Origin of the sequence: Pseudalkalibacillus hwajinpoensis, from assembly GCF_039851965.1 — a bacterium.
In the GTDB taxonomy this organism is placed as follows: domain Bacteria; phylum Bacillota; class Bacilli; order Bacillales; family Guptibacillaceae; genus Guptibacillus; species Guptibacillus hwajinpoensis_E.
This window is the reverse complement of the sequence record NZ_CP156675.1, coordinates 104,833-123,099: the sequence shown is the minus strand read 5'-3', so window position 1 is coordinate 123,099 and position 18,267 is coordinate 104,833. Positions and strand designations below refer to the sequence as shown.

Annotated in this window: 15 protein-coding genes; 1 reads left to right on the top strand and 14 read right to left on the bottom strand. The window is 36.8% G+C overall.

From position 1 onward, the window contains the following. Positions 1-882: 882 nt before the first annotated feature. From ABFG93_RS21725 to ABFG93_RS21705, 5 genes are all read right to left on the bottom strand, one after another. A complete protein-coding gene (locus tag ABFG93_RS21725) occupies positions 883-1,272 on the bottom strand; it encodes a DUF4871 domain-containing protein (protein WP_347553235.1) in 390 nt (129 codons plus the stop codon). Positions 1,273-1,621: 349 nt separating this feature from the next. After that, entirely contained in the window at positions 1,622-2,095 is a 474-nt protein-coding gene (locus ABFG93_RS21720) for a DUF4367 domain-containing protein (RefSeq protein WP_347553187.1), read from the bottom strand. Positions 2,096-2,943: 848 nt separating this feature from the next. After that, the gene (locus ABFG93_RS21715) at positions 2,944-3,396 is read right to left on the bottom strand and encodes a hypothetical protein (protein WP_347553186.1); all 453 of its coding nucleotides are present in this window, start codon (positions 3,394-3,396) and stop codon (positions 2,944-2,946) included. A 200-nt stretch (positions 3,397-3,596) separates the two neighbouring features. Next, positions 3,597-4,676 (bottom strand): hypothetical protein, encoded by a 1,080-nt coding sequence (locus tag ABFG93_RS21710; RefSeq protein WP_347553185.1) that lies wholly within the window; start codon positions 4,674-4,676, stop codon positions 3,597-3,599. Positions 4,677-4,868: 192 nt separating this feature from the next. Then, positions 4,869-5,498 (bottom strand): hypothetical protein, encoded by a 630-nt coding sequence (locus ABFG93_RS21705; RefSeq protein ID WP_347553184.1) that lies wholly within the window; start codon positions 5,496-5,498, stop codon positions 4,869-4,871. A 248-nt stretch (positions 5,499-5,746) separates the two neighbouring features. Here ABFG93_RS21705 and ABFG93_RS23215 point away from each other — a divergent pair, with 248 nt between their 5' ends. Next, the gene (locus ABFG93_RS23215; protein ID WP_431522113.1) at positions 5,747-6,025 is read left to right on the top strand and encodes a histidine phosphatase family protein; all 279 of its coding nucleotides are present in this window, start codon (positions 5,747-5,749) and stop codon (positions 6,023-6,025) included. Positions 6,026-6,558: 533 nt separating this feature from the next. Here ABFG93_RS23215 and ABFG93_RS21700 read toward each other — a convergent pair. The 9 genes from ABFG93_RS21700 to ABFG93_RS21660 all read right to left on the bottom strand — a co-directional run bounded on the left by ABFG93_RS21700 (position 6,559) and on the right by ABFG93_RS21660 (position 18,264). Then, the gene (locus tag ABFG93_RS21700) at positions 6,559-7,239 is read right to left on the bottom strand and encodes a glycoside hydrolase family 32 protein (protein ID WP_347553183.1); all 681 of its coding nucleotides are present in this window, start codon (positions 7,237-7,239) and stop codon (positions 6,559-6,561) included. Then, positions 7,149-7,946 carry a glycoside hydrolase family 32 protein gene (locus tag ABFG93_RS21695; protein ID WP_347553182.1) on the bottom strand — a complete coding sequence of 266 codons (798 nt, stop codon included), beginning with the start codon at positions 7,944-7,946 and terminating at the stop codon, positions 7,149-7,151. The genes ABFG93_RS21700 and ABFG93_RS21695 overlap by 91 nt, the downstream gene beginning before the upstream one ends. Continuing rightward, positions 7,947-9,551, bottom strand: a complete 1,605-nt coding sequence (locus tag ABFG93_RS21690; RefSeq protein ID WP_347553181.1) for an extracellular solute-binding protein — start codon at positions 9,549-9,551, stop codon at positions 7,947-7,949. It lies immediately after the preceding gene. A 19-nt stretch (positions 9,552-9,570) separates the two neighbouring features. Continuing rightward, positions 9,571-10,458, bottom strand: a complete 888-nt coding sequence (locus tag ABFG93_RS21685) for a carbohydrate ABC transporter permease (protein ID WP_347553180.1) — start codon at positions 10,456-10,458, stop codon at positions 9,571-9,573. A 22-nt stretch (positions 10,459-10,480) separates the two neighbouring features. Next, positions 10,481-11,365: an ABC transporter permease gene (locus ABFG93_RS21680; protein WP_347553234.1), complete on the bottom strand. Its 885-nt coding sequence runs from the start codon at positions 11,363-11,365 to the stop codon at positions 10,481-10,483. Between the two features lie 254 nt (positions 11,366-11,619). Then, positions 11,620-12,597, bottom strand: coding sequence for a LacI family DNA-binding transcriptional regulator (locus ABFG93_RS21675; RefSeq protein WP_347553179.1), 978 nt, complete (start codon positions 12,595-12,597; stop codon positions 11,620-11,622). Positions 12,598-12,648: 51 nt separating this feature from the next. Then, positions 12,649-13,269 carry a YesL family protein gene (locus tag ABFG93_RS21670; RefSeq protein WP_347553178.1) on the bottom strand — a complete coding sequence of 207 codons (621 nt, stop codon included), beginning with the start codon at positions 13,267-13,269 and terminating at the stop codon, positions 12,649-12,651. Between the two features lie 266 nt (positions 13,270-13,535). Then, on the bottom strand, positions 13,536-17,288 hold the full coding sequence (locus ABFG93_RS21665; RefSeq protein ID WP_347553177.1) for a GH32 C-terminal domain-containing protein: 3,753 nt from the start codon (positions 17,286-17,288) through the stop codon (positions 13,536-13,538). Positions 17,289-17,796: 508 nt separating this feature from the next. Beyond that, positions 17,797-18,264: a hypothetical protein gene (locus tag ABFG93_RS21660; protein ID WP_347553176.1), complete on the bottom strand. Its 468-nt coding sequence runs from the start codon at positions 18,262-18,264 to the stop codon at positions 17,797-17,799. Positions 18,265-18,267 lie beyond the last annotated feature (3 nt).

The following is an 18,267-nucleotide window of genomic DNA, read 5'->3' as shown; positions in this document are numbered from 1 at the left end:
AATCAATCTAACCACTGCACTGATCAAGAAAGAGAAAGAAAAAGAACCATGACATCTTCTATTTTCAATTGCAATAGATCAAAAATCCTTAAGCCTGAACCGATCCCAGGACAAACAATGATCCCTTAAGTTGCTGCCTTTCAGATACTTTTTCATGGCTGCTATCTTCTTTCTATCTCGAATAGGCTGTACATATTCCAATTCTCACAACCTCCTTCCACAAAAATGAATCATACACAATATATATTAATTATATATTGTGTATGATTCAAAACAAAGCTCTATTAAATTCGATTACAAATGATATACAAACCCTTGCTACGACTACGTTCATCGTCTTTGTGTGAATCATACATAATTTGAATATGGATGATTCGTTCATTTGTAATTAATAGCTTCAGAACACCTCAACATTAAAACCCCTATTTTCGCCTAGGCGAAAATAGGGGTTACTCCACAAACGCTCCGAGATTATGTAATACCGTTATGCTTCTAATATTTGTGCAGATCAACCTTATCGATTATAGAAAATAGACTAAGGCACAAGCGAATCCAGTAACGAAGTAAGTTATTAATCCTCTGACCCTATGTTTCTTTTTTACACCTGTTCTCTTCTCTAATTCTCGTATGTAGTCATAAATAACCATAAGACAAACTAGAATGGCAATACCAAAGAAATCATCGCCTTCAACTATTAACACGATAGAAAAAACAGTAGATATTGCAAATGCAATATTGGTAACTATTGTTTTAATGGTATTCCTCCTCCAAATCCCACATAGTCCATTTTCTTTTTTTATTTCTCTTATCTAAGCACTTCCACTTTATTAAGTAAACGCTCCGAGATTGTTGAGCAACCGAAACTCATTAGTATAAATGAATTTAGTTAACTTCAACCACTATGTTGTCAAAATATTTTTCACCAAGGTATACTAATAGTGCCCATTTCCCTTTCTTATCTAACTGCATATTAGAAGGCAAAGAAGCATCAGCACCATTGTTTGGTCCACCAGGAGAATCATAAGTCCAAACAAAGCGTTCTTCTTCAGGAGATGGAACAATTAGTGCAGGAACAATTTCATTACTCCCTTCTCTAATAGCTAATACCGTTAACTCTCCATCTGGTATGTCGCCCCAAAAATGCCACATATACTTTTTAACAATACTCTTTTTGAACGGTGCATCAATTAAGCCGATTTTTTCAGGTAATCCTCTCATTACATAACTTCCAGAATTGAATGTTTCTGATACTTCCCAATCAATGTTCTGAATAACCTTCTTATCAACATTTACAGGTGGCTTTGTCTCTTCTGTTTTGGAAGAATTTACGGATACAATACTATTAATAGTTTCTTCCGTTTCATTCGTATCGTTACATCACAAATAGCATAATCAACATCAATGACACAAAAATATACTTTGCGAATTTCACATAATCCTCCTTTAAAATTATAAGTCCCTATTCAAAAATCCTTACCTTTTCAAACTTCTAATACCAATTATTTCAAATAAATCTGCATAACTCAATCTTTAATTCCAGTTAAAAGGAGCCTATCTTATTACAGATAAGCTCCGATTTTCTAGAATATGCAGGTTAATAGCACTAAAATGTAAATCGATTTTATTCAAATGATTTTGCGGTTTCTATCAACTGTTCTTTTGAAATCTGGTCATCTGACTGTTTGGCAAAATACGTTAGAGCATAATCGACGTCACCCTTACTCCATTTAAGAGTTTGTGCTCCTGCTCCATTAACGGCATATCCCCCTTTTTCATCTCCGATTTCCACTTCTTCAAATTCCCTTTCAGTAGAAGCGATTTTACCTTTGACAACCATAAGGCTTAAATGGTTGTTGCTCTCTCCTTGACTATAGAAGTCAAACGTAAGAACAGTATCTTGCTTTGGTGGCGGACTAAATTGTGCATCCGTAACCTTAAATGGAACTTTTGTAGGTAATTCAGGTTGGAAGGATTGTTCTTTAGTTTGTTCCTTTAATACCGAATTGTCGAAACTATGTAAGGTTACATCGCTACCGCTACTACACCCCAATAACATTAATGGTAGGGTTAGTAGTAGAAAAAATAATTTCTTCATAAAAAATCCCCCTTCTCAACATTGTTACGAAACAACATTAAACAAAGTTTCATCATAGTGTATATCTCTGATCCAGTTTCAAACGTCTATTATCTCGAACCTGAATCTTCCATTAAACTGCCCGTTTATGGAATTTCACATTGAAAATAATTCCTAAAATAACCATATTCAATTGAAGATGATGCTGCAACTTTTTACTGTATGTAAGATCTTTTATTGATATCAAAACAATTAGAAGCCTTCGAAACAAAGGCTTCTTTTCTTCTATTTACTCGTCAATCATACACAATTACATTATGTATGATTTGTTGGGTGTTATTGCAAAACCCAGAAAACGTACAATAATAGTTATATTGCAGAGCGTTTTTATAAGTATAAATAGAGGTATTGATTATTATGGAAATTTTGAATAGATATGGAGGTGCTACCCATGCAGAAAGCATTAATAGGCTTAATGTTTATTTTTACACCGGCAATTCTTATGGCATTAGCAAAGTTAATCATAGATCCATTATTTTTGAACCAAAAACTCATACTGGAAGATGTAATGACCTTGTTTTTTATATGGTCTTGTTATAGGTTCGGCTCTTTTAATTTTGCGCCTTATCATTAGAGATGGAAATTTAACTTGAGAATAATGATGTTTGAATAATGAAAAATAAATAGATCCAAATAGGGTATCGTCATGGAAATGCAGATTTACAGTGTTAAGGAAAATTCTAATATTAAAAAGCCCAATTTCTCAATTCTAATGCTGAGAAATCGGGCTTTTTTGTTGCTCTATTAAAGCCCCCTTATCCAGAAGACTTGAAATCAGGATAATTTCTTTTTTTGAAATATAATACCATTTATTTGATCTCTACCAAGAATGTATAAGAACTTTCTCCATTTGGCCAATGGGCCATTACCTCTACAACATATTTCCCTTTCTCAGAAGGTAGTAATATTTTATTTTGGTTTACTTCCAGTTCTTTACTTCGACTTTGATCTTTCCAAGTATAAGCGTTTAATTTTGGGGTTGTGTCATCAGAAAAATTTAAAGTGGCTTTTTCACCATGTTTTACAGTTTCGATATTCATATCCTCAGCTATCTGATAAGGAGCAGCAGCATCGGCAATCACCGCCTCATTTGAAAATAACCCTTCCGTCTCCCATGTATATGTTCCTTTTACTGCTGGAAAATCCTTTTTCTCAATATTAACGGTTAAATCTGGTGGCTCTTCATCAACGCTATTTTGCAAGCAACCTGTCACCATAGTTAAAGGCAATAAAAGGATAATTAAATACTTAAGTGATTTCATATTTATCCCCCTCAAAGAATTTGACGTTAGCTAATAGTAATGTGTTACATCCAATCAAGCTTCTGTTTTTGAAATATAGAAAAAACAGGAAATCATGATGTTCGATTCCCTGTTTTGCCCCCTTATGCGGAAAACTCAAATTCAAGATGTCTATGAATAAAGGTCAAAATGACGCTTTTCTAGTGTTGAGGAGCAATACGTTACAAGGTACTTTTGTAACTTTTCATACGAGAAAACGCAGCAATAAAACTTTCAGCCATATAGCCCGGTGTGGACTTCTCCCATCCTACTTGTTTAAGGAAAAATGTACCTAGATAACCGTATAGTAACGGTGACACCATCATTGCCAAATCAAACATTTTTAGTTTTAATGGTTCATCAATATCATCAAACTCTTTGAGATATGTATCCCTAAGCTCTCTTTGTGCTGGTGTCCATTGAATATCTAGGTTCTCAAGATTCGTTTTTTCATCACGGTCTGAAACTTCGTCTAATAACTTATCTAATACAAAGAAAGGATGAGAAATCACAGCTTCTTCAAAATCATAAAGTAATATTTCTTCCTGTTCTGTTAAAGATGCATTGTTTGTATGAAAATCAATGTGATAGATAGACAGAGGAGCACCCATTTGGGCTAATTCATCACAAATCTCATGGGTAACTTCTATCATGTTCTCTAAATTTTCCGGGTTTGAAATTGCTTTAAGGTGTTCGACAGATAAATTAAATTTTTCATTCAATTGTAGAGCCTCAGAATTCCACACAGGTGCAAATTCTTCGACTGCCTGAGAAATATATTCTTCCAGAACCCCTTTTAACTGCTGATAGTCATAAACAGGAATATCTTTTTTAACTGGATCACTTAAATTCAAGAAGTCAACTTGTAAACGAGCCATTGTGACTGCCATCTCGTGTATTAAGTCAACATTATCTAATTCTCTAACTTGTTTTCCTTCAAACTTCTCAAAGAGAAGCCAAGTTTGAGAAGTTTTAACTTCACCCGTCAAAAAGGATACGACATGCTCAGAATTTAACCTTTCCAATGTCCGGTATATAGATGGTGAGGTTTTAAAAAGAGGTAGGAATCCAACCTTCAAGACAACTTCCATGCTCTCACTAGTTTTTTTAATTTCAAATGATGCTGTCATTCCCCAGTCATTGGACCTGAATACTTCTACCGGTCCTTCTACACTTTTAACACCTGGAATATTTGAAATTATCCATTGCTTTGCATCTGATATCTTAACTAAATCTTCTCTCCATGAATTTTCATTCTGCATTAAATCAACTTCCTTATTAAAATATATTAATTGTTTAACAAAATCAGGTCCTCTTTAGCGAAGACAATATCATCTATACTAGACATTAGCCCCCGATACAGAAAGACTCGAATTCAAGATATATCTTGCTGTTCTTTTATGTTAACTCCTTATTTATTCTTTACAAACTAACCTTTTTCCCAAAACACCTCGTTAGGCGGGACTCTGTTCCTTATTACTATTCTTTTTCATGACTATCACTAAATAGATAAAAATGCTTATTATCATTAGACAAAAACTCATATTTTGAGCAAAGCCAACAGGGTTGTCCCAACTTCTTGCACCATTTACAAACAATTGTAAAATTATCCCCAAAACCAAGAACAATAAAACAAACCGATTCTTTTTGAATAGATATCCCAACGTTCCCCCTACAAGACCACCGACAGTTGAGGCTCCGTACCATTCTGCATAGACTTTTAATTGATCTTTAAAAGATGTTGATACAGGTATAACCCCCTCGTAAATGAAACTTTCATAAATGTAGCCAAACAAGAAATAAAATGTGATTGCGATGATTGTATATAAAGCACCAAATAATAATGCTTCCTTAATATTTCGTCCAAATTTATAACCAATAATCATAGCAAGTATAAACCAGACTGGTAAGGAGTTTATCATTACCGCTAAATACGAAATGGCGATTTCAAGAATCATTATTTTCTCACCTATACTTGGGATGTAGTCGGAAATCACGGAAAAAAATCCAACTATCAGCCCAATGGAAAGCGAAAAGATAATAAACCTTTGCCAATGACCTTTAAACTCTTGATTGTTCTTCAAAAATATAGCCCCCTTTAGCGAAAGACTTGAATTCGAGATTTATTGAAGGAAATTTTCAACTAACGCTCTCGTTAATGAATCTATAACAACAGGCTCTGAAAAAGCGTAATAGTTATATCTAAAGTAGACAAAGAACCAGGCAGTCAGTAATGTTATCATTTTCCACGAGTTTATTTCTTTTGAAGGTTTTTCTGTCTCTTTAGAGACCACAACCCATATGGCCATAGATAATATAATTAAGTAAAAAAATAAAAAATCCTTCTTTAACGAAAGAAGGAAAAAAGCAAGCATATTTATTAAGAGATACTTTTCATCTAAAAAGCGAAGACACGCTCATTATTAGTCCTACTCAAAGAACGCTAGAGACTGCTCAAATATGGATAGGAAGCGCGGAAGTTAAAACCATTGTTAGTCCCCTGGTATCTCCAAGAATGTTTCCACAAAAACAAGAATGGCGAACGCTTCCTTGTGACGTAATGATGAAACGGGAGAACATTGAAAAGGGGTTCTCTTCATCCGTCCGGTGAGGCGATTTGTTCGTCCTACGTGCCAAAAGTCAAAAAAATACCCTTTCGGGAATTAGCGCCCGCCTGGCAAAACCAAAAAGGAGGACATCCTTGACTGGCTGGTGATCCGCCTTAGGTTCAAACCGGGAAGAGATCGAGGCTCACCCGGATTGAGCCTTAATCGGATGGCGCTTTTGTACGCTCCAGAAAAAAACAAAAAAAAAGGCAGCCCGTAGGCTGCCTTCCATGGCACAGTTCTCTTCGGCTCGTTCAGTCCGGCGCTTCGCGCAAAGGGACCAGGAACGTACGGACTGTTAGCGACAGCTTACAGACCGTTGTTATCGGGCGCTTTAGGATCGAAGCGACACCTACAGAATGATAGAAAGCGTTTTGGTCTTTCTGATCAGTCTGTCAGTGCTGCCGCCCTAAAATAGTTTATAAAGATTTTTTTCTCCATTCCATACTCTTCTTCAATAGAAAGTTTAAACTCAAATAATGAGTATAACTGATGATATGAATACGTTCTCCTTAAGCTCATTTCTTTAAAGACAATTCTATTTAGCTGGGATTAAAATAGTGCCGTCAGCTATCTTAACTTTACCTCCGGAACTGGATAAGGTAATCTCTGAGCTAATTTTATAGGGATAGACCAGACTGGTTAAAGCGTATTTTCCATCATTAATAAATAATTCTATGGAAGAAGAATCAGCTACTGCGTAAAGTTTCAATACATCTGTACGATCAATTTTTACGGTTTGGACATGAGAAAAATTTTCGGAAAAATCTACTTTACCAGATGTACTTCGGTCAAGCGATAGTTCCCCCTTTCCCATATCGATATGAATGGAAGTAAATTGATTAGCTGTGTGCTGTAAAATAAGTTGATAAGAAGCAGCGTCCACATTTTCTATAACAAAATCCATTATAAAATAAGGTTCATCCAACTTCATCTGAATTGGTGATTCATCTGAAATAATCACATCACTTAGCGTTTGGGCTTTTGTCAAATAGAAATCCAACTCTTCCACAGGGGTTTGAATAATTGTATAACCGTCCTGGTCTTGATGGAGTTGAAGAACGCGCGGCAACGTCATTTGACTTCTCCAACCATAGGTAGGAACGTCATTTGCGTAGCGCCAATTGCTCATCCAACCAAGGTAAATCCGCCTCCCATCCTTCTCAGGTATATCAGAAAAGCTGACCCCAGCATAATTATCTTTTCCTGCGTCCAGCACCGTGAACCGTTATCAAGATCAGGGTTATCCCCAATGCTAACTAGCAGCACCCATTCAGATTTGTTTTTTCCATTAACAGGTAGCTCAAACAAATCAGGACATTCCCATACGCCTTCATGAGAACCTACTAATTCTCCAAATTCACTTTCAAATTGCCATTCTATTAAATTGGTAGAGGAATAAATGGATATAGTTTGACCGGTGGCCAAAACCATCACCCATCGACTTTTATCTTTATGCCATATCACTTTCGGGTCCCTAAAGTCTATTTTTGTATGATCAACAAGGACTGGATTATGCTGACACTTTGTCCAAGTCCTCCCTTGGTCGTGGCTAAATGCAAGGCTTTGACTTTGAACAGGTTCTTTCCCTTCCTCATGTAAGTGGTGAGTAAATATAGCTACTAAGCCAGGTTCATCTGGAAAAAATCCAGAAGTATTGTTCCAATCCACCACTACACTCCCCGAAAATATAGTTCCAAGCGCATCAGGGTATAACGCAATATCTAACTGTTCCCAAGTGATCATATCTTTACTTACAGCATGACCCCAGTGCATGGGGCCATGTATACAATCGTTCGGATTATGCTGATAAAAAAGATGATATTCACCCTTAAAGTAAACCATGCCATTAGGGTCATTCATCCAATACTTTTTAGGTGCAAAATGTAAGTAAGGTCTATATGTTAGCAAGTCTTGTGTTGGCAATTACTTCTCCTCCTGTGATTCCATATAATCATCAAAAGCATTTTGTTTGATTTCCATCCATTCCTGCAAACCTAAACGGTCCATTTCTTCTAAGTGAGCTTCCCATTCTTCATCCACTTTCCCATTGACAATCCACTCTGACCGTTTTCTTTCTACATAAGGAGACAAATCTGCCTCAATTTTAGAAATCGTTTCAAGCTCTTCTAATTGGAGGAATACATTAGGATACGTATAATCGGCGTTCATGTATGGTACTAGCTTCTCATGTAGTAAATCCAATCTCCAGGCGGCATCGTCTGGCATTGTTGTAACCTCCCCAAAGTAGCTATTCAGGATGGCCAATGGCCCACCAAGCGCTGTTTGTTCCCGTAATTCCACAGGCGCTGTTCCTTCCAGATCCATATGCTTTAGCATGTCTTCATCTTCATCATATTTGAATATATTTTGTTTCTCTTCGTCTCCATACGTACCCCAATTGTTTTGAACAGACTGAAGAGGAGCATACATTTGATCAATCCATTTTGCTGTTAACTCTAAATTCTGATTAGCGCTGGTAATGACCATTCTCGATCGATCAAAACCGAGCGCATTGCTTATAGCTACATTTTTATGACCGTCCGGTCCTTCTAGAGCAGGCAACATCTCATAATTTTCACCCGAAATGTTGTTTTTATCCCAGGTGAAATATACACCGTAGCGTTCGTTAGCACCCTTGGCAACATAATTGTTCCAATCCTGTTCAAATGCCTCTACGTCAATTAAATCTTCCTGATAAAGACCATGGAAATAGTTAATAGCTTCTTTATATCCGTTTGTGGTTGGCGTGTATACAACTTTCTTATCATTAGTAACGACTGTATGATCCCAATTGTCCCCCACACCAAACGAGCCGAATAAGAAGGCGGGGTCCTCTTGTCCCCCGTTTAAAATAAAGGACATTGGAATGGTCTGACCATCACCAACAGGATCTTGATCACGAAACGCTTTGAGTACTTCTTCTAGTTCCTCCGTTGTTTGAGGCATTTCTAGCCCTAATTCTTCCAGCCATTTCACATTAATCCAACCGGTGCCTCCTACTGCTTGGATCTTTTCTTTACCTGTGCCCAGTTCTTCAATCCATGGGAAAGAATAGATATGACCATCCGGGGCAGTTACCATTTCTTTATATTCCGGCGCTTGTTCAAATACCTTTTGTAAATTTGGCATATAATCCTCAATTAAATCTTCGACTGGGATAATTGCCTCATCATCAGCAAGGTTTAATAATTCATAGTCACTATATCCAGAATTCATTATCGCATCTGGAAAGTCACCGCTTGACATGGCTAAATTTCTTTTTTCAACAAATGCTTCTCCTGAATAACTATCCCACTCTATATGCACTCCCGTTTCTTCTTCCAAACGTTGACTTATTAATTTATCATTAGGATCTTCCGGAGCCATCGGCGAGCTTCCGGTCATAAATTTAAGCGTGACATCTTCTTCTACAGGGAAGGAAATATCGGATAGCTCGTAATCCTTCGCAGCACTTTGTTCATTTGAGCATCCCGAAAGAAGCAATGACCCTAATACCACTCCATACAACGCACCTTTTAACTTTTTCATTACGCTTCTCCTCTTTTCATTATTTTAATGACCCTACCATAACGCCTTTTTCAAAGTACTTCTGGAAAAACGGATACATAATTAGTAAAGGTAAACTAGCCAGTATAATGGATGAATATTTAATCATTTCTGATATCCTTTGCATTTCAGCCATGGCAAGTTGATCTGAGATCATTCCAGGCTCGACTTCATTTTGAATTAATATAGAACGCAAAATGAGCTGTAACGGATATTTACTCTGATTTTCCAAGTAAATCATTGCATCAAAGTAAGCATTCCACTGTCCAATGAAAGCATATAGTGCCAGCACAAATATAATTGGCTTTGATAATGGAATAATGATCTTTAGGAAAATCATAAAATCGGAGGCACCGTCAATTTTGGCTGCTTCTTTTAATTCTTTTGGAAGTCCTTTAAAATAGGTTCTTGCCAAAATAATATTCCAAACAGAGACAGAACCGGGTAAAATTATTGCCCACATCGTGTCTAACAATCCAAGATTACGAACAACCAAGTATGTAGGAATTAACCCGCCACTGAAAAACATGGTAAGCAAGAAGAAAAACATAATGGTTTTTTTCCAAGCTAGACTATCAACAGATAACGAATAGCCTGCAAGAATGGCTACTAAAACAGATATAACAGTAAAAGCAGTCGCATATAATATGGAATTAAAAAATCCCCTCATAATAGTCCCATCCGCAAAAATTCGTGAATAGCCATCAATCGTCCAATGATCCGGATTCAGTGAGAATCCCTGCGTTAACAAGATATTGGGCTGTAGAAACGACCCCAGTAAGACATACATAAGAGGCACTAACACGATTAAAACAATAACCGATAAAAGAACTTTGTTGATTAACAGTAGATAACGGTCTTTCTTTGAGTTGTTTATTAAATGGTTCATAATCTCCCCCCTCTATCGTTTTTCACACAAGACCATCACCATCATTAAGTTTCTTGACGACATGATTCACAGTAAACAATAAGATGACATTTATAATGGCATTGAATAACCCAACTGCTGTTGCAAATGAATAGTCTCCTGCTTGTAGACCACGTTTATAAACATAGGTTGGTATGATCTCGGAAGCTGGCAAGTTCATACTTGTTTGCAATAAGTAGGCTTTTTCAAATCCAATCGCCATAATGCCTCCAGCAGCCAATATGAACAGAACAGCCATAACAGGCTTTAAAGTAGGAAGATCAATATGTTTTATTCTTTGGAGCAAAGATGCTCCATCAATCGTGGCAGCATCATGAAGTTGTGGATCAACATTTGATAGCGCCGCCACATAGATGATTGATGCAAATCCAGCGCCTTGCCATACGCCAGAAAAAATATAAATGGAGCGGAACGCATCTGGATCAGACATAAATGAATATGGTTCATTTGTAAAAATGGTCATTAAACTGTTTATGGGCCCTGTGGGAGATAGGAATATAAACAGCATTCCAGAAATTACTACCACCGAAATAAAATGTGGCGCATAAAGAATTAATTGAATGTTTTTCTTGACCCCAGCCCGCCTTAATTGATTTAACATTAGTGCTAGGATGACAGGAACAGGAAATCCGATTAACAAATCAAAAGAACTCAGCTTTATGGTATTCATCATGATACTCAAGAAATTTGGTGAATTTAAAAAATTCGTGAAATGCTCCAATCCAACCCAGTCACTTCCCCAAATCCCTTTTACTGGACTGAAATCTTTAAATGCAATAATTGTTCCATACATAGGGAGGTAATGAAATATAAGTGTCAGAATAATCGCAGGAAGTAAAAATAAATAGAGGATATAGTTATTACGCATATATTTTCTAAGATGGTGTTGGGTGCGCGTCTTCTCTTTGTACTTTGTGGCTTTACTGGTTTTAGGCATAATACTAGATAGTGCGTTTTTATTCTCCAAAAAACTCCCCCCTCATATAAATCAAACCATAAGTCAACCGGTTGACATATTGCGTGTTTTCTCCCTCCATTTTTTTACTTTATTTCTTTATATGATATAGGAAGCGTTTACAAATGTCAACCGGTTGACAGAAAAAAACCAAGCTGAATAAAAAATTAAGTTGTTCGATTTTCCAATAATTTCACAGGTAGTATGGTTTCCAAATCAACAGTTGCTTCCGGATCATCAACTAATTTCAAAAGGGTACTCACCGTAGTCTGCGCCAAGCTTTCAATGGGCTGCCTAATAGTTGTTAGGTTAGGTTGAATGTTCATTAGTGTTTTTGTGCCATCATAACCAACAATCTTCAATTCCTCAGGAACCTTAATCCCTTTCTCCCTAGCTACATTTAAACAAGAAACACCAATCATATCATCACTTGCAAAAATGCCATCCACTTGCGGAACCTCTGAAAATATCTTTCGTATGAGTTCTATAGCTTGCTGCCCATCAAATACATCCTGGATTTCATACGTAATCGGGTTCGTTACAATGTCCTCGTAAGCTTTTCTCCTTAACTGTGTAGGCGTCTCAAGCTGAGCAGGACCATTGATATGTACAATATTCTTACAACCTTTATCAATCAAGTGCTCGACTGCCATTTTTCCCCCTTTGTAATTATCTGAAGATATGACAGGAACTGTTGTTGATAGATACCTGTCAATGGCGACAACAGGAATATTTTGGCGTTGGTACGTACTAATTCCTCTATTATGGGAACAAACTATTATTCCATCTACTTGATGCCTAATCAGCATTTCAGAGTAAGACTCTTCCTTTTTTTGATTATCTAAGCTGTTACACAAAACCACCTTATAGCCTAAATCAGCTAACATATTTTCAACATAAAAAGTCAATTCTCCAAAGAAAGGATTGCTTATAGTAGGTACAATTAATCCAATAAAGCGTGTCTTTTTTTTATATAGAGACCGTGCCAGATCGTTCGGATAGTAATGCAATTCTTCCATCGCTTCTTTGACTTTTTTTCTCGTACGCTCACTAATGTACCCTCGATTATTAATCACTCTAGAAACCGTTGTCAGTGTTACTCCTGCTGCTTTTGCTACATCGTCTAACTTTACCCTTTTCATCATCCATTCTCCTCACATCTTCACCCTATTAATTACTAATTTATATTTAGATATTTAGTCAAAATCAGTAGTTTTCATTTCTTTTGGTAGCGATTTCAAAGCCGTCCACATGATCACATAGCCAGACAAACTAATACCAATTACAGGAATGAGCACTGGAATATGCATACATATGTACGATAACACCCCCAAACCTAGGAGCATTATTATCGTTCGTATCGGCCTGCCTACTGCTAATATTAAAGCATTTCTCAGGTACTGAAAACTCTTCTGGTCAAAATGGACAAATAACGGAAAGACATACAAGAATGTAATGAAATAGACTACGGTCATAACAACCGTTATATTAACCAAAATACTTTGGAATTGATTGTTAGGAATAAGCTGAACAACTTGAAAATACATGTACAACAACAAACCAAATAAAACATAAAGATAACCTAAAAAATTGGATTTTAAAAATTCAGTTTTAAAATTCCTCACAAAAAGCTTTAATACTGGAATATCATTATCTTCTATAATGGAGCGACGAAGAACGGAAAATAGAGCCGCAGTAGCTGGAAAGAATCCCAGTACAACAAAGCCAGCACACGTACAAAAAAACCATAATAAATTTAACAAAAACAGATTATACGCCCAGGTGCCAAGTCTTAAATACCAGCGTGACATATCCATTATTAATGCCCTCCTCCTCTAGAATGAATATCTTTGCTGAAAAGAAACTGTGGGAGAATCTTCAAAACCTTCAATCCAGATAAATCAGTCACAGTTCCTTCATTGTATTAGAACGTTTTGTTTTACCCATTTTAAAGCTTGGATTGGAGGAACTCAAGGTAATAGATAGAAAAATGGGAAGTCCTAACCACTTCCCATTTTGTTTAACAAGCCACAGAATTACTGGTGGATACTGAAAGAGAGAGAATTTCAATATTTTTATATTCTTAATACGACGGTAGCCACTGTTGGCGTGAGTTGGCTGGATCATATGGTTGAAGCGTGATGTTCCCTTCTTCTGATATTGTCAATGCCTCCTCATTAAACTCAGATAAGATGGTTAAGGTTTTGTTATCGTTTTCTTTAATGATCCACTTTTGGTTATCATAACCGAGATAATCATATAATTGAATTTTCTTCTGTGCTGCATCAAAATCAATAGCTTTACCTTCTTCCGTTCTTATAGAATACGAGCTATGATCATCACCGGTAGGTATAAGTGTCCATATTGTCATCTCTTCGTCAGCAGTGACTGGTACGCCGTTTTGTGAAGAGGTTACATAAAGTGATTGACCTGTTTTTTGATTGAAAAAGGTCGTTTCTTGTAAGGCAGCTTCAGATACGTTACTGATCTTTACATTTTGATAGGTAGCTTTTCCACCGAATACGTTTAAACCAAAATGTCCTTCTGCAAAGGTTCCATCTCTTAAATCCATAACCTTTTCCCCATCTACTTCAATTTGAATATGAGGACCTTTAGCTAATATTCTCACAGTGTAGGTCTTCCCAGGCTGAATGAATGCTGGAACGTTACCGATTACCATACGTTCTTCAAAACTTCCATTCATTTTATAAAAAAGACGGAAAGCGTTCATATTAGGATCTAAATTAAAATAATAACCACTTCTACCGTCTTCACTTGCACGAAAAAGAATGGATCCGGCACCTCCAGTTTCATGAAGTGTCATCTCTGCTTCATAAACAAAGTCGCCACCAGTACCCTCAGCCATATAATTGGAATCACTGGTATGTAACCCGCGAATTCCTTCTTCAGTTGCAATCCACTTGACGGTATCAATATCTGACTTCCATCCACTAAGATTAGTCTTAAAATTCCCCTCAAATACATTCACTTTAAAACTCTCATACACCTTGTTATTTGGCGTGGAAACTGTAATCGTTGCTTTTCCAGCACCAGAAGCTTCGATTAAAGTATTGTTATTAGTGGAAGGTAGAAGACTCACAATATCGGGATCCGACGATTTCCATTTAAGTTTTTTCGTTCCATTCCCATTAATACCTATAGTTGCCGCATTAACAGCTAGCGTATCCCCAATATTCATTTCTTTTTCGCGTGTATCGAGTACAATCTGGGCTCCATCATCAATATCTCGATCCCAAATATCCTCTAAAGAGTGTACTTTCAAAGAAATAATTTGAACATTGCCACCTTCAGTATAGAAGCTAACTCCTCTGCTTGTGGAATCCGGAAAAATGAGATCTGAAAAAACAGTTTCTCCATTATTTGCAAAAACCTCAATAGACCCGTTGTCCACCAGAATATTCAATTTAATTCGCTGATTTTGTGGTTGTAATTCCGTCGCATGAGTTGTTGTAAATTTATTCGAAAAATCTGTCCTGCCTGATTCAGAACGGTCAACAAATATTTGCTCTTCCGATTTATTATATCCAATTACAGTTTTTTCTTCTGAACCTTCTCGAACTTGAAAACCAAACTCTGTCACATCACTGCCAGCTGGGATTTCAATTTCCGCTTCTATTTGATAGGAAGCTTCGTTTACTTTGCTTAATAAATTTTGTGCATTAGTTGGAGATACAAGCTCATTATTTGTTTCAAAAACAGTTCTTCGAATCGTTTGTAATTCTTCAATTGGAGATTGGGCAAGCCTAACGCCCTGATCTGTTGAGGTCAGCCGTAATTCTCTCGGAATAGTTAATTGACCATTCCATCCTTCTGTTGGGAATGAAAATGGATAGTCCCAATTTGTCATCCATGCCATTGCAACACGACGATTATCCGGCATATTTGCAAAAGACATAGATGCATAGAATTCCTTCCCATAATCTGTTTTTAATACCTCTCCAGGTGGATTGTCATTGATAAATTGGCCGTCAGGGGTTAATTCTCCAATAAAATACTCTGCATCCGATCCCTCTGTATTCGGATTTGCCCCTGTGCTGAGCATGAGGACCCACTTCTTCTCTCCTGTATCTTCAACTTCAAGCTGAAACAGATCCGGACATTCCCATACTCCACCACGAATATAATCACCATACCCGAAGTTCTGGGTATGCTCCCACTGTATAAGATCATGAGAAGTAAAGAATCTAATATGATCCCCTCCCGAAACAACCATCACCCAGCGATCATTCGCTTCATCACGCACCACTTTGGGATCACGAAAATCCCAACCACCTGAATCCTCCCCATTACTTCCAGGATTCTCTATAACAATAGGATGTTCTTTTGAATATTCCCACGTACGACCTTTATCCGTACTATAAGCAAGTCCAATTCGTTGATTTCCATTATTGGCATCAGGATTAAAAGAAGTATAGTAGGCAATCAGGCCTTTTCCCCCTGAGTCTGAAAAAAGCCCAGAATCATTATCCAAATCTGCCACAGCAGATCCAGACCATATATGTCCATATTCATTCCAAGGCAAAGCGATAGGTAGATGCTTCCAATTAATTAGGTCCTCACTAACTGCATGGTCCCATTTTCCGCCATTTTGGTGAAATAGATGGTATTCACCTTCAAAATATACAAGCCCATTTGGATCACTGACCGATCCTCGAGCTGGTGTATAATGATAATCGGGTCTGTAATTCTCTTTATAATAACTCTCCGTAGGTACTAAATAAATATCTTGAAAATACGCTGCACCGTTTAAAACGATCAACCCTGCTAAGCCATTCGTATAACTACTGTCTGTTACTTCAATTGCAGGATCTGAATAGCCATCTAGATATATTGTAATTTGCTCCTCATTCACTATTAATTCCAGATGGTGTTTGGTATTAATTTGTGATTCGAAACTTCGACTTGATTCTCCAAGTACCGTACCATCCATTTTTTGTAATCTAGCTACAACTTCATCTCCTTGCTTCTTAAGCAAAGCTTGATATCCCTCTGTTCCATCCTTATTCATGCGAAATGTCAAACCGGCCTCCATTTGGTTTTCATCAAAGGAGACATTGCCTTCTAAAACGAAGTTGTTGGTTTGTGTGTCATACACTTTTTTAGCTATTTTATTCTCTCCAGCTATTCCTTTTAATCCTTTTATGTTTGGTTCCCAATTCCCTTCTTCAAATAGAGATGGCCCCAAACTTGTTTCAAGTTCACTGACTTTCACATTTTGAAATAGGGCAGAACCATTCCATACATGGAGCCCCAGGTATCCGTAATCATAAAGCGATACATTGGAATCTATCACGGGGGTATATTGGTCTTCCCAGTATACTTTAATATTATCTTCCACTACCTTCACTTTTAAATGATAGATCCCTCCTTCTTGAATGTTTACGTCTACTTCCTCTATTAATCTATTTTCGTCACGTGCATCACGCATACGAATCAGGCCTGCTTCCGGTATTATTTGAACCATATAAGAATCCCAGCCCTCTTCACTAGATCGGAATATCAAAGTCACATCTGCTGATTGATCCAATATCTGTATATCAGATTGATACACAAAATCTTCTGATTGAACACTTGAAATCGCCATTACATTCTCATTTGTTTCAGAAGTAAGCTTTAATCCTTGTACCGTATCTTCAAGTGTACCTTTACCATGAATAACCCAATCAGTTAAATTTGTTGTTGCTTTCATTGCTGTAACCTCCGCCTGCTCTGTTGCCATTACTTTATTGAAAATTAGTAAAGTCATGATTAAACCGATTGCAATGAATAAAAACAGACTGCGAACGCCTTTTTCTTTTTTCATTACAAGATTCAAAAACAAAACTCCTTTTCATATTTAATTTGGTTGCTCCTCTTGCTTTACCTCAAATCACCTTCTTTCCCCTACCTTTCTTCGTTCAGACAAAGTAGTTCCACCACTACAAGTCAACCGGTTGACATTTAAAAAAGCAACTTATTACAAACCAATATATAGTAAGCGCTTTCATGTGTCAATCGGTTGACATGAAAATCAATTATGGTAATTCCATGATATTAACAATTGAATTTATTTATCATTTTCGAATTTCAAAAGTCTAGTAACTACAAGAATGCATTGGGGTAGCGTCAGGAAAATGCGGATTTACAACGTTAAGGAAATTACAATATTAAAAAGCCCAATTTCTCAGTATTAAAATTGAGAAATTGGACTTTTTTAGTTACTCCAGAAACGCTCCGATTATCTGGAAGACTTGAAATCAAGATAACAAGAATGATTTGCACAACGGTTTGTTTTCGTATTCTCTAATCTTTTTTTCTTTCAGACCATTCATTCTCTAAAATACTCATTTCCCACAAACGCCAGTCGTTTTTCTTATTATTTTCCCCATTATAACTCCCACAGCTAGGCCTGGTATTGCAGACAACATTGGTAGCCAAACAGGTCCTAATAAAATGCCAAATAGCCGAAAGTTTGAAGAGTAAATACAGCCAACAGTTACAAAATAAGCAGCAAACGCAAAAGGAAGAAAAGAATGTTTTTCTTTACCCCCACCTGCATCTTTCAAGGCATCCCACATTGCAAAAAAATACACACAAGGATAAAACATTAACCATTGATAATCAGCTTGTCCAATCGCTTTTTCAATGTCCCCTTGAAAACTTGAGATAATCACTTCATTGAAGTTCGCCTGAACATTAATCAAAAATTCTAAGAATAAGAAGACAATACCTTTTATCAATTTTCCGTTTAAAAATTGACCAAAGCCTGGAAGAGCAATACTCCATAATAATTTTTCTTTTGGGTTAGCCACATT

Excerpts from the sequence above, each read along its gene's own strand:
- ABFG93_RS21670 (WP_347553178.1), bottom strand. The coding sequence starts at position 13,269 with ATGGATATGTCACGCTGGTATTTAAGACTTGGCACCTGGGCGTATAAT.
- ABFG93_RS21690 (WP_347553181.1), bottom strand. The coding sequence starts at position 9,551 with ATGAAAAAGTTAAAAGGTGCGTTGTATGGAGTGGTATTAGGGTCATTG.
- ABFG93_RS21710 (WP_347553185.1), bottom strand. The coding sequence starts at position 4,676 with ATGCAGAATGAAAATTCATGGAGAGAAGATTTAGTTAAGATATCAGAT.
- ABFG93_RS21680 (WP_347553234.1), bottom strand. The coding sequence starts at position 11,365 with ATGCGTAATAACTATATCCTCTATTTATTTTTACTTCCTGCGATTATT.
- ABFG93_RS21685 (WP_347553180.1), bottom strand. The coding sequence starts at position 10,458 with ATGAACCATTTAATAAACAACTCAAAGAAAGACCGTTATCTACTGTTA.
- ABFG93_RS21715 (WP_347553186.1), bottom strand. The coding sequence starts at position 3,396 with ATGAAATCACTTAAGTATTTAATTATCCTTTTATTGCCTTTAACTATG.
- ABFG93_RS21720 (WP_347553187.1), bottom strand. The coding sequence starts at position 2,095 with ATGAAGAAATTATTTTTTCTACTACTAACCCTACCATTAATGTTATTG.
- ABFG93_RS21675 (WP_347553179.1), bottom strand. The coding sequence starts at position 12,597 with ATGATGAAAAGGGTAAAGTTAGACGATGTAGCAAAAGCAGCAGGAGTA.